This window comes from Nocardioides sp. CER19, assembly GCF_029846275.1.
GTDB lineage: Bacteria > Actinomycetota > Actinomycetes > Propionibacteriales > Nocardioidaceae > Nocardioides.
This window is the reverse complement of sequence record NZ_JARVWS010000002.1, coordinates 1,426,427-1,437,826: the sequence shown is the minus strand read 5'-3', so window position 1 is coordinate 1,437,826 and position 11,400 is coordinate 1,426,427. Positions and strand designations below refer to the sequence as shown.

At 71.6% G+C, this 11,400-nt stretch carries 13 protein-coding genes; 7 read left to right on the top strand and 6 right to left on the bottom strand.

Annotated features, from left to right (window positions below):
- The first annotated feature begins 15 nt into the window (after window positions 1-15).
- From QDS12_RS15390 to QDS12_RS15375, 4 genes are read left to right on the top strand one after another with little or no spacing between them, the layout of a single operon-like run.
- Window positions 16-963: a metal ABC transporter substrate-binding protein gene (locus QDS12_RS15390; protein ID WP_279880352.1), complete on the top strand. Its 948-nt coding sequence runs from the start codon at window positions 16-18 to the stop codon at window positions 961-963.
- Entirely contained in the window at window positions 954-1,775 is an 822-nt protein-coding gene (locus QDS12_RS15385) for an ABC transporter ATP-binding protein (RefSeq protein WP_279880350.1), read from the top strand. The genes QDS12_RS15390 and QDS12_RS15385 overlap by 10 nt, the downstream gene beginning before the upstream one ends.
- Before the next feature lie 2 nt (window positions 1,776-1,777).
- Window positions 1,778-2,809: a metal ABC transporter permease gene (locus QDS12_RS15380; protein WP_279880348.1), complete on the top strand. Its 1,032-nt coding sequence runs from the start codon at window positions 1,778-1,780 to the stop codon at window positions 2,807-2,809.
- Window positions 2,796-3,194 (top strand): Fur family transcriptional regulator, encoded by a 399-nt coding sequence (locus QDS12_RS15375; protein WP_279880345.1) that lies wholly within the window; start codon window positions 2,796-2,798, stop codon window positions 3,192-3,194. The genes QDS12_RS15380 and QDS12_RS15375 overlap by 14 nt, the downstream gene beginning before the upstream one ends.
- 40 nt (window positions 3,195-3,234) lie before the next feature.
- Here QDS12_RS15375 and QDS12_RS15370 read toward each other — a convergent pair whose 3' ends face one another.
- The 3 genes from QDS12_RS15370 to recO form a co-directional block, all read right to left on the bottom strand.
- Entirely contained in the window at window positions 3,235-3,621 is a 387-nt protein-coding gene (locus QDS12_RS15370) for a RidA family protein (RefSeq protein ID WP_279880343.1), read from the bottom strand.
- Window positions 3,622-3,801: 180 nt separating this feature from the next.
- Window positions 3,802-4,599, bottom strand: coding sequence for an isoprenyl transferase (locus QDS12_RS15365; protein ID WP_279880341.1), 798 nt, complete (start codon window positions 4,597-4,599; stop codon window positions 3,802-3,804).
- 92 nt (window positions 4,600-4,691) lie between these two features.
- Window positions 4,692-5,420, bottom strand: coding sequence for a DNA repair protein RecO (gene recO / locus QDS12_RS15360; RefSeq protein WP_279880339.1), 729 nt, complete (start codon window positions 5,418-5,420; stop codon window positions 4,692-4,694).
- Between the two features lie 17 nt (window positions 5,421-5,437).
- On the opposite strand from recO, the gene QDS12_RS15355 reads away from it, so the two are divergent.
- Window positions 5,438-6,253, top strand: coding sequence for a hypothetical protein (locus QDS12_RS15355; RefSeq protein WP_279880337.1), 816 nt, complete (start codon window positions 5,438-5,440; stop codon window positions 6,251-6,253).
- Between the two features lie 12 nt (window positions 6,254-6,265).
- Here QDS12_RS15355 and QDS12_RS15350 read toward each other — a convergent pair whose 3' ends face one another.
- The 3 genes from QDS12_RS15350 to leuA all read right to left on the bottom strand — a co-directional run bounded on the left by QDS12_RS15350 (window position 6,266) and on the right by leuA (window position 10,244).
- Entirely contained in the window at window positions 6,266-6,910 is a 645-nt protein-coding gene (locus QDS12_RS15350; protein WP_279880335.1) for a response regulator transcription factor, read from the bottom strand.
- A complete protein-coding gene (locus QDS12_RS15345; protein WP_279880333.1) occupies window positions 6,907-8,235 on the bottom strand; it encodes a sensor histidine kinase in 1,329 nt (442 codons plus the stop codon). The genes QDS12_RS15350 and QDS12_RS15345 overlap by 4 nt, the downstream gene beginning before the upstream one ends.
- A 260-nt stretch (window positions 8,236-8,495) precedes the next feature.
- Window positions 8,496-10,244 (bottom strand): 2-isopropylmalate synthase, encoded by a 1,749-nt coding sequence (leuA, locus tag QDS12_RS15340; RefSeq protein ID WP_279880331.1) that lies wholly within the window; start codon window positions 10,242-10,244, stop codon window positions 8,496-8,498.
- Window positions 10,245-10,473: 229 nt separating this feature from the next.
- Between leuA and QDS12_RS15335 the strand changes: the two genes are divergently transcribed.
- On the top strand, window positions 10,474-10,872 hold the full coding sequence (locus tag QDS12_RS15335) for a pyridoxamine 5'-phosphate oxidase family protein (RefSeq protein WP_279880329.1): 399 nt from the start codon (window positions 10,474-10,476) through the stop codon (window positions 10,870-10,872).
- Window positions 10,873-10,881: 9 nt separating this feature from the next.
- Window positions 10,882-11,379, top strand: coding sequence for a flavodoxin family protein (locus tag QDS12_RS15330; protein WP_279880327.1), 498 nt, complete (start codon window positions 10,882-10,884; stop codon window positions 11,377-11,379).
- Window positions 11,380-11,400 lie beyond the last annotated feature (21 nt).

The following is an 11,400-nucleotide window of genomic DNA, read 5'->3' as shown; positions in this document are numbered from 1 at the left end:
GTGAGAATCATTGTCATGTTGCGGACCCTCGCCGTTGTCGCCGTGGCGACCGCCGCCCTGACCGGCTGCGCCGCGTTCTCCGACGCGCCGTCCCGGCCCGATGACGGTGAGATCGACGTCGTGACCGCGTTCTACCCGCTCCAGTTCGTCGCCGAGCGCGTCGGCGGGGACCTCGTGAACGTGAGCAACCTGACGCAGCCGGGCCAGGAGCCGCACGACCTGGAGCTGTCGCCGAAGCAGACCGGCGAGGTGGCGCTCGCGGATCTCGTCGTCTACGAGAAGGGCCTCCAGGCAGCCGTCGACGCCGCGGTACGGCAGTCGGGGGCCGAGACCGTCGATGCCGCCGCGGTCGCCGGCCTCGAGCCGATGAGCCACGGCGGGCACGACGACGTCGACCACCACGGCTCGGGTGAGACCGTCGACGAGGAGGGGCACGACCACGGAGACCTCGATCCGCACCTCTGGCAGGACCCGCTCAAGCTGGCGAAGGTCGCCGATGCGGTCGCCGACCGGCTGGCCACGCTCGACCCGAGCCACGCGTCGACGTACCGCTCGAACGCGGAGGCGCTCGACGCCGACCTGACGGCGCTGGACCGCGACTACACGGCCGGTCTGGCCGACTGCGAGCGCAAGACGATCGTGGTCTCGCACAACGCCTTCGGCTACCTGACCCGCTACGGCATCGACATCGAGCCGATCGCCGGCCTCTCCCCCGACGCCGAGCCGACCCCGGCCGACCTCGGCCGCCTGCACGATCTCATCGAGTCCCACGGGATCACGACCGTCTTCGGTGAGAGGCTGGTCCCGGCCGAGCTCGCCGAGACCCTCGCGAAGGACCTGGGCGTCACCACGGCGGTGCTCGACCCGATCGAGGGGCTGACCGACGAGACCGCCCACGAGAACTACCTGTCCCTCATGCGCGCCAACCTCGCGGCGCTGAAGGAGGCCAACGGATGTCGGTGAACACCGCACCAGCCGCACCGGCGGCACCGCCCGCTCCGCCCGTCGCGCTCAGCGGCGGCGTGGTCGCCATCGCCGGACGACCCATCCTGCGCGGGATCAACCTGACCGTCGAGGCGGGCGAGTTCGTCGCACTGATGGGCGCCAACGGCTCGGGCAAGTCGACCCTGGTCCGCGCGCTGACCGGGCTGCGCCCGCTCGCCGGCGGTCATCTGGAGCTGTTCGGCACGCCGTTCGACGACTTCGAGGACTGGCAACGGGTCGGCTTCGTCCCCCAGCGGGCGGGCGCGACCGCCGGCGTCCCGGCCAGCGTGTGGGAGGTCGTCGCCTCCGGGCGCCTCACCCACCGGCGCCTCTTCCGCCCGCTCGGCCGAGCCGACCGCGCCGCGATCGACGACGCTCTGGAGGTCGTCGGCCTCGCCGACCGGGCCCACGAGGGCGTCGCGAACCTGTCCGGCGGCCAGCAGCAGCGCACCCTCATCGCCCGCGCGCTCGCCGGGGAGCCCGAGCTGTTCTTCCTCGACGAGCCGACCGCTGGCGTCGACCTGCCCAACCAGTACGCCCTGGCCGACGCCCTGGCCCGCCTCAAGGCTCGCGGCGCGACGATCGTCCTCGTCGCCCACGAGCTGGGACCGCTGGAGCCGCTCGTCGACCGCGCCGTCGTCATGCGCGACGGCCGGGTCGTCTACGACGGCAGCCCGCTCGCCCAGACCGAGGTGCACCAGGTCCACGCGGCCCACCACGGGCCGGAGGACGGGCTGGTCGACCACGCTCCGCAGGTGAGCGCCCCCTTCGACGCAGGCCGGGAGGACTGACCATGACACCCACCGAGCTCTTCAGCCTGCCGTTCATGCAGCGAGCCCTCATCGCCGCCGTCTTCACCGGACTGGCCGCGCCGGCGGTGGGGACCTACCTGGTCCAGCGTCGCCTCGCGCTCATGGGCGACGGGCTGGGGCACGTCGCGGTCACCGGTGTCGCCCTCGGCCTGCTGACCGGTACGTCGCCCACCTGGACGGCGGTCATCGTCGCCGTCCTCGGCGCCGCGCTCATCGAGCTGATCCGCGAGCGCGGCCACGCGAACGGCGACGTCGCCCTCGCGCTGCTGTTCTACGGCGGTCTGGCGGGCGGCGTACTGCTCACCGGTCTCAGCGGCCAGTCCGCGACCCACCTGCAGGAGTACCTCTTCGGCTCGATCACGACCATCGCGATCAGCGACGTCGTCGTCACGATGGTGCTCGCCGCGGTCGTGATCGCCGTCGGCGTCGGCCTCGCGCCGCAGTTGTTCGCCGTCGCGCAGGACCAGGAGTTCGCCAAGGTCTCGGGCCTCAACGTGCGGGCCTACAACCTCCTCGTCGCGGTCCTGGCGGCCGTGAGCGTGACCGTCGCGATGCGGACCGTCGGCCTGCTCCTCGTCAGTGCGCTCATGGTCGTGCCCGTGGCGACCAGCCAGCAGCTCGCCCGCTCGTTCCGTACGACCCTGTTGGGGGCGATGGTGCTCGGCACGTTCGCCTCCCTCGGCGGGCTGGTGATCTCGGCCTTCGCCTCGTTCAAGGCGACCGTCGCGCCGGGCCCCACGATCGTGCTCCTCGCCCTCGCCTGCTTCGCGGTGACCTGGCCGATCGGGACGTTGCTACGCCGCCGGCGCCGGCTCGCCACGCCGTTCCCCGTCGATCCCGAGGCGCCGCCGCTCCACGAGGCCTGCGACGACGACCACCAGGAGCACCACCACGGCCCGCACTGCGGCCACCTCGCCGTCGAGCACGGCGACCACGTCGACTACGTCCACGACGGCCACCGGCACGCGGTGCACGTCGACCAGACGGGAGCACCCCACTATGACGAGCACTGACCAGTCGGGTCTGCGGCCCACCAAGCAGCGGCTCGCCGTCGCCTCGGCTCTGGCCGCCACCGAGGGCTTCCACTCCGCGCAGGAGATTCACGACCTGCTGACCCGCCGGGGCGACTCGGTCGGTCTGGCGACCGTCTACCGCACCCTGCAGAAGCTCGCCGACGCCGGCGAGGTCGACATGATGCGCACCGAGGAGGGCGAGGCGATCTATCGCCGCTGCTCCGACAACCACCACCATCACCTCGTCTGCCGCGACTGCGGGCGGACCGTCGAGGTCGAGGGCCCGGCCGTCGAGCGCTGGACCACGGCGATCGCGGCCGAGCACGGCTACGCCGACGTCTCCCACACGCTGGAGATCTTCGGCACCTGCCAGGACTGCCAGTAGCAGCCTCCCCTGGCATCGCCGGACGAGCCCGGGCCCTGGCTCAGCGCGCGACGGCGGCGATCGCCTCCACCTCGATGAGCAGGTCCGGCCGGAACAGGCCGGCGACCTGCATCAGCGAGCTGGCCGGCGGGCGCTCGACGTCGACGAACTCGTCCCGGATCGCCCGCACCAGCTGCAGCTCGTGGGTCGAGGTGACGAGGTAGGTCAGCTTCACCACGTCCGCCCACGTCGCACCGGCCGCCTCGAGGGCGTGCCCGACGTTGACGAACGTCTGCCGGGTCTGTGCGTCCCAGCCCACCGCGACGACGCCGTCGGCGTCCATCCCGACCTGGCCGGCGACGTAGACCAGGCTGCGGCCCGGGTCGACGGTGACGGCGTGGCTGAAGCCGAACGGCGTGGGCAGGGTCGACGGCACATGGAAGTCCACAGCCACAACCTAGGCGCCTCGCGTGCCGGGGGCGAGGGCGAATTCGGTCGGCGGGGCTGGGGTGGCGGCGGCTGCATGTTCATCGAGGTATGCAGCCGAGTGGTCACTTCCCGTGCGGAACTCCGCGTGGGAGGTGCGCATTTCCCTGCATACCTCGATGAACATGCACCAGCCGCAGCCTCACCCCACCTGGTTGGGCAGCGCCCCGCCGTAGCGCCGGTCGCGCCGGGCGTAGGTCTCGCAGGCGGCCCACAGGTGGCGGCGGTCGACGTCGGGCCAGAGGACGTCGGTGAAGACGAACTCGGAGTACGCCGCCTGCCACAGCATGAAGTTGGAGAGACGCTGCTCCCCCGACGTACGCCAGACCAGGTCGGCGTCGGGCAGCTCCGGGACGTAGAGGTAGCGCGCGAAGACCTTCTCGTCGACCTTGTCGGGCTTGAGGCGCCCGGCGGCCACGTCCTCGGCGATGCGGCGCGAGGCGTCGGCCAGCTCGGCCCGGCCGCCGTAGTTGACGCACATCGTGAGCGTGCAGACGTCGTTGTCCCTCGTCAGCTCCTCGGCGATCTGCAGCTCCTTGATGACCGATCTCCACAGCCGGGGCGCGCGGCCGGCCCAGCGGACCCGGACGCCGAGCTCGTGCATCTCGTCGCGGCGGCGCCGGATGACGTCGCGGTTGAAGCCCATGAGGAAGCGCACCTCGTCGGGCGAGCGGGCCCAGTTCTCGGTCGAGAACGCGTAGGCGCTGATCGCCTTCACGCCCAGCTCGATCGCGCCCTCGACCACGTCGAACAGCGACGACTCCCCCGCCTCGTGGCCCTTGGTGCGCGGCAGACCGCGCTCCTTGGCCCAGCGCCCGTTGCCGTCCATCACGATGGCGACGTGCTCCGGCACCAGGTCCCGCGGAATGGGCGGCGGGGTCGCGCCCGAGGGGTGCGGGGTCGGGCGGCGGTACGGCGCACGGTGCTGCTGGCGGCTCACGACCCGTCAGCCTACGGCCTGCCCGGGACCGCTCGGCCGATCAGGCGACCTCGACCTGGGCCCCTCCCATCTGACCCTTGGTGGCCGCCCGCTCAGCGCTCGACGTACTCCAGCGACCGCAGCCCACGCTCGAGGTGCCAGGCCAGGTAGGCGGCCACCAGGCCGCTGGCCTCGCGCAGGTGCCGCGGCTCGGCGGCCTCGACGACCGGCCAGTCGCCGGCCAGCAGTGCGCCGAGCGCGGCCAGCGTCTCGGCGGACGGCGACGCCGAGCCGGGGACACGGCAGGTCGCGCAGAGCACACCGCCGAGCGACGGGTTGAACCACCGGTGCGGGCCCTCCAGGCCGCACCGGGCGCAGCCGTCGAACGAGGGCGCGTAGCCGGCGACGGACAGGGAGCGGAGCAGGTAGGAGTCGAGCACCTGCGACGGGCCGCGCTCCCCCGACGACAGCACGCGCAGCCCACCGACCAGCAGCAGGAACTGCTGCACGGACGGCTCCCGCTCCTCGGCGACGAGCCGGTCGGCGGTCTCGAGCATCACGGTCCCGGCCGTGTAGCGCTCGTAGTCGCCACCGATGCTCGCGTGGAACGGCGTGAGCGTCTCGGCCTGGGTGATGTGGTCGAGCGAGCGACCCTCCGACAGCTGCAGGTCGACGTGCATGAACGGCTCGAGCCGCGACCCGAACTTCGACGTCGTACGACGGACCCCGCGGGCCACCGCGCGCACGCGACCGTGCTGGCGGGTCAGCAGGGTGATGATGCGGTCGGCCTCGCCCAGTTTGTGGGTACGCAGCACGATCGCCTCGTCGCGATAGAGAGGCACTCCCCTATTCTGCGCCCATGACCCCACACGCGTGGGAAGGCACGCAGCCGATCCGGCCGATGGCCGAGGAGCTGGCGCGCGAGGAGTGGCGGACGATCTCCGGTCGCAGGGGCACGATCCTGGACTGGACCCTCCTGGCCCTCGCCGCGGTGTCCGTGGTGCTCAACGCCTGGTTCCTCTTCGGCCCCCAACCGCCGTACGCAGGCTCGGACGCCACGGTCCACGACCAGCTGCTCGGCATCGACCTCGCCATCTGCGTCGTCTTCCTCGTCGCCATCTGCGTCCGGTGGCTGCGGTTCCGGATCGGGCGCATCTACCTGACCCGCCACTGGTGGGAGGTGCCGGCGCTCTTCCCGTTCCTCGTTCCGGCGATCGGCGACCGGCACTGGGTGCTGTGGATCGTCCTGGCGGCCCGGCTGATGCGGCTCATCGATCGCACCGACAACATCTTCGGCGACCGCTTCACCGTCGCGCTCATCCAGCACTTCTCCGACCCGATCATCGACGTCATCAAGCGGCCGGTCACGGTGGCGATGCTGGGCGAGGTCACCGACGTGCTGCAGAAGGGCACCTACGCCACCAACGTGCGGCGGGCGATCGAGGAGAACCGGCCCGAGCTCGAGGCGATGATCCTGGACCTCATCAAGGAGGACCGGACCGCCGGCCGACTGCGGTTCGTGCCGTTCCACGACGAGATGATCCGCTCCTCGACCGACACCGTGTTCCGGATCCTCGACCGCGCCCTCGACGACCCGCGCACCACCGAGCTCATCAGCGACATCATCCTCAACTCCGTCGCGCAGGTGCGCTCAGCGGTGCGCGAGCGCCGCTGAACCCGGCCGAGGTCAGCCGGCCCGGAGGAACCGCAGCACCGCCGCCACCCGCCGGTGGGACGCGGTGTCGTCGGGATAGAGGCCGAGCTTGGCGAAGATCCGCTGGGTGTGCTTCTCGACGGCCGCCGGCGTCACCGTGAGGGCGTCGGCGATCGCGGCGTTCGACCGGCCCTGGGCCATCAGGTCGAGCACCTCCCGCTCCCGGGGCGTCAGCGCGTCGACCGGGTCGCGCCGCCGGGCCATCAGCTGCCGCACCACCAGCGGGTCGACCACGGTGCCGCCGCGGGCCACCTCCTCGAGCGCCCCGAGGAACTCGGTGAGGTCGCCGACGCGGTCCTTGAGCAGGTAGCCGACACCGGCGTCGGCGTCCCCGATCAGCTCCTCGGCGTAGGACGACTCGACGTACTGCGACAGCACCACCATCCGCGCCTCCGGCCACCGGCGGCGCACCTCGACCGCGGCGCGCAGCCCCTCGTCGGTGTGGGACGGCGGCATCCGCACGTCGACGATCCCGAGATCGGGCCGCAGCTCCAGCATGGCGTCGACGTACGCCGGGCCGTCGGCGACCGCTGCGACGACCTCGTGCCCCGACTCGCCGAGCAGGAGCTGCAGCCCCTCGCGGAGCAGCAGCGAGTCGTCGGCGACCACCACCCTCACCGGGCGGCCCCGATGGGGATGGAGGCGGCGACGATCGTCGGTCCGCCCTCGGGCGAGTCGATGTCGAACGCCCCGCCCACCGCGGTCAGCCGCTGGCGCAGCCCGGCCAGGCCGAGCCCCTTCGACAGGTGCGCCCCACCGGTGCCGTCGTCGCTCACCACCACCCGGAGCCGGCCGCCCTCGCCGGAGATCGTGACGGTGGCACGGGAGGCCCCGCTGTGCTTGGCGATGTTGGTCATCGCCTCGGCCACCACGAAGTAGGCGGTCGTCTCGGCGAGCGGCGGCAGGGCCTCAGGGACATCGAGCCGCGCGGACACCGGGACCGGGGAGAGCGAGAGCAGCTCCTCGACGGCAGCACCGAGGCCGCGGTCGACGAGCAGCGGCGGCGCGACGCCCCGGGAGAGGGCGCGGAGCTCGGAGACGGTCTCCTGCACCTGGGTCAGCGCACCGTCCAGGATCACGGCGGCGCCGTCGGGATCGTCAGAGAGGCGGTGGCGCGCCCGGCCCAGGTCCATGGTCAGCCGCACCAGCCGCTGCTGCGGGCCGTCGTGGATGTCGCGCTCGAGCCGGCGCAGCGAGCTGGCCTCGGCCTCCTGGGCCGCGAGCCGGCTGGTCTCCGCGCGGGCGACCTCGTGCTGCAGCTCTGCGCGGGAGCAGAGCAGAGCGCCGGCCAGCCGGCCGTGCAGCAGGGCGACGGCACGGACCGCGAGCGGCAGCGTCACCAGCAGGACGGCACCGCCGGCCAGGTTGACCCAGCTCTCCGCTGTGCGGGTGTCGCCGAACCCGAGCACGTAGGCGAGCCCGTGCTCGTCGGGGCTCTCGGGGATCCAGCGCTGCCAGAACCAGTAGGTCAGCCCGCCGAGCGCACCGGCCCACCAGGCGACGGCGACCGAGAAGGCCACCGTCCCGGTGACCAACGAGACCACCGACCACAGCACGTCGAGCCACGACTGCGGGTCGCGCAGCGGGGCCACCGAGCGCCGCCAGAACCCGGCGCCCTCGGGAGCCCGGACGTACGTCGGCGTCGGAGCGGCCCAGCGCATCATCCCCTGCAACCGGAGCCGCTCGAAGAACGCGTTGGCCCGGGCGACGTACACCGTGGCGGTCAGGACCGGCACGCCGATCAGGAGGACCGCGAGGCCGGCCGAGAGGGCGAGGCCGGTGACGACGAGGACGAAGAACGGCACCGCGACGAAGAGTGCGCTGAAGGAGTAGACGGTGTCCAGCAGGATGCGCTGGACCCACGACGTGCGCGGCGTCGCCGCGGGGTGGGGTTCGGCCACGGGAGCATCCTCGCGCAGCAGCAGGGTGTGTGCATCGGTCATAGGGAAGACGCTAGAAATGCGGCGCCCCGGCCACGATCCTGCTCGCTGGCGGGTTCATGGTCGGGCCAGCCCGACATCGGGCTCCCGACGCACTCCTGCGTCTCCCTCGGCAAAGGGTCACGGTGACGGTTCGCGCCACGGGTGACAGCTCGGAGGTGTCACTCGATCCGCAACGTGTCACGGTGACAGTTCGGGAGGGAGCCGCCAGCCGCCGAAGGGCCGCCCTCCCAGCGGGAGAGCGGCCCTTCGAGAGGTGGGGTTCAGATCGCGCGGTTCACCGCGGAGATGACCGCCTTGAGCGAGGCGGTGACGATGTTGGCGTCGATGCCGACGCCCCAGAAGATCTCCGAGCCGACCGAGCACTCGACGTACGCCGCCGCGAGAGCGTCGCCGCCGGACGACAGCGCGTGTTCGTGGTAGTCGAGCACCCGGACGTCCCAGTCGTGGCCGGCCTCCTCGCCGGCGGCGTTGATCGCGTCGACGAACGCGGCGATCGGGCCGTTGCCGGCGCCCTCGAGGGTGCGCAGCTCGCCGTCGACGTAGACGTTGACGGTGAGGGCGTCCTTCTCGCCCGCGGCCGAGGAGGTGTGCACCGAGTTGAGCTTCAGCGGCGACTCCTGGGTGAGGTACTCGGCGCGGAAGATCTCCCAGATCTTGTCCGTGCTGACCTCGCCGCCCTCGGCGTCGGTGTGCTGCTGGATGACGCGGCTGAACTCGATCTGCGCGCGCCGCGGCAGGTCCAGCTTGTGCTCGGACTTCAGCACGTAGGCGACGCCGCCCTTGCCGGACTGGCTGTTGACGCGGATGACCGCCTCGTAGGTGCGGCCGACGTCCTTCGGGTCGATCGGCAGGTACGGCGCCTCCCACGGGATGTCGCCCACGGGGATGCCCCGCTTCTCGGCGATCCGGTCGAGGTCCTCCAGGCCCTTCTTGATGGCGTCCTGGTGGGACCCGGAGAAGGCGGTGTAGACCAGGTCGCCCGCGTAGGGGTGGCGCGGGTGGACCGGCAGGTTGGTGGCGTACTCGACAGTGCGACGGATCTCGTCGATGTCGGAGAAGTCGATCTGGGGGTCGATGCCCTGGCTGAACAGGTTCATGCCCAGCGTGACGAGGTCGACGTTGCCGGTGCGCTCGCCGTGGCCGAACAGGCAGCCCTCGACGCGGTCCGCACCGGCCATCAGGGCCAGCTCGGTCGCGGCGACGGCGGTGCCGCGGTCGTTGTGCGGGTGCAGGCTGATCGCACTGACGTCCCGGCGGGTCAGGCCCCGGGAGAAGTACTCGATCTGGTCGGCGTAGGTGTTGGGCGTCGACATCTCGACGGTCGCCGGCAGGTTGAGGATGATCTCGCGCCCCGGCTCGGGCTGCCACACGTCGGAGACGCGCTCACAGACCTCGAGCGCGAACTCGGTGTCGGTCTGGGTGAAGATCTCCGGGCTGTACTGGTAGCCGAAGCCGCCGGTTCCGACGATGCCGCCGAGGTATTGCTCGGCGTACTTCATCACCATCTCGGTGCCGCGCGTCGCGATCCCGATGCACTCCTCCGGCGTCACGCCGAAGACGACGCGGCGGAACAGCTCGGCGGTCGCGTTGTAGAGGTGGATGGTGGCCCGCGGGGCGCCGGCCAGCGACTCGGCGGTCCGCTCGATGAGGTCCTCGCGGGCCTGCGTCAGCACCGAGATCTGGACGTCATCGGGGATGCGGTCCTCCTCGATGAGCTGGCGGACGAAGTCGAAGTCGGTCTGGCTCGCGCTCGGGAAGCCGACCTCGATCTCCTTGTAGCCCATGCGGACGAGGAGCTCGAACATCTGCAGCTTGCGGCCCGGCGTCATCGGGTCGATGAGCGCCTGGTTGCCGTCGCGCAGGTCGGTCGAGAGCCAGCGCGGGGCGTGCGTGATCTTCTTCGTCGGCCACGTCCGGTCGGGGACGTCCACGGGTACGAACGCGTGGTAGCGCTCGAACGGCATGCCGGACGGCTTCTGCTGATTGCTGGTGTTGCTCAGGTTGGTCATGACTGCTCGGATCTTCCTCTGCGGCGGGTGGCGCCGGGCGCGCGACTGAACTCCGCAGCGAGGGGGTCCGGCGTTCTAGGCCCCGCTGCGGCAGCTAAGGAGGAGGCTGCGCGTCATGATGCGGCTCACGATACAGCACCTCGTGACGGCCCGGTCCCGGGCCTGATTGACTGAGACCGTCCGGGACACCGGACCGACCGTGGTCGCACACCCGAGGAAGGGGGCCGTGATGGTGGAGCTCGTGGAGCTGCAGAGCGACGAGAGCTGGGGGCTGGCGGCCAGCCAGCCGCTCTGCCGGGTCGCATGGTCGACGGGCTCGGGGCCGGTCGTGATCCCGGTCAACCACGTCATCCACGACCACACACTCTGGTTCCGTACGTCGGCCTACTCCTCGCTCGTCCGTGAGGTGGACGACGAGATGATCGCCGTCCTGGTCGACGAGGTCGACGCGGAGAGCAAGCTCGGGTGGAGCGTTCAGCTGCGTGGCGTCGCCCACGTCCACTGGCACCGCGAGGAGGTGCCGGAGGACGTCCTGAAGCTCCACACCTGGGCGTCCGGCCCGCGACCGCTGTGGATCGAGCTGGCCCCGACCGAGATCCACGGGCGGCGCCTGATCTCCGGCGACTGAGGTTCATCGGTGGCCCGACTCCTCGTGGTCCAGAACTCGCCGTCGAGATCGCTGCAGCGCCTGACGCAGGCGGTCCTCGCCGGCGCGCACGACCCGGAGATCACCGGCGTCGAGGTCGTCGAGCGGAACCCGCTCGACGCGACCGCCGACGACGTCCTCGCCGCCGACGGCTACCTGCTCGGCACGGCCGCCCACTTCGGCTACATGAGCGGTGCCCTCAAGCACTTCTTCGACACCACGTTCCTGCAGGTCGGCGGCACCCTGGACGACTCCGGCGGCGGCCCGGCCGGGGGTTCCGAGAGCCCGACCGCACGCCGCCCGTTCGGGCTCTGGGTGCACGGGCGCTACGACACGACCGGGGCCGTGCGCTCGGTCCTCTCCATCGTCGGCGCACTCGGCTGGACGCAGTCCGCGCCGGTGCTCGAGGTGCTCGGCGACGTCGGCGAACGACACGACGAGGCGGCGTACGACCTCGGCGCGACGCTGGCGGCGCTGCTAGGTTCATAGCCGGCACCTGCAACCACCACC

Coding starts and splice junctions, on each gene's coding strand:
- QDS12_RS15390 (WP_279880352.1), top strand. CDS start 16: ATGTTGCGGACCCTCGCCGTTGTCGCCGTGGCGACCGCCGCCCTGACC.
- QDS12_RS15380 (WP_279880348.1), top strand. CDS start 1,778: ATGACACCCACCGAGCTCTTCAGCCTGCCGTTCATGCAGCGAGCCCTC.
- QDS12_RS15345 (WP_279880333.1), bottom strand. CDS start 8,235: ATGACCGATGCACACACCCTGCTGCTGCGCGAGGATGCTCCCGTGGCC.
- QDS12_RS15375 (WP_279880345.1), top strand. CDS start 2,796: ATGACGAGCACTGACCAGTCGGGTCTGCGGCCCACCAAGCAGCGGCTC.
- QDS12_RS15335 (WP_279880329.1), top strand. CDS start 10,474: ATGGTGGAGCTCGTGGAGCTGCAGAGCGACGAGAGCTGGGGGCTGGCG.
- QDS12_RS15355 (WP_279880337.1), top strand. CDS start 5,438: ATGACCCCACACGCGTGGGAAGGCACGCAGCCGATCCGGCCGATGGCC.
- leuA (WP_279880331.1), bottom strand. CDS start 10,244: ATGACCAACCTGAGCAACACCAGCAATCAGCAGAAGCCGTCCGGCATG.
- QDS12_RS15385 (WP_279880350.1), top strand. CDS start 954: ATGTCGGTGAACACCGCACCAGCCGCACCGGCGGCACCGCCCGCTCCG.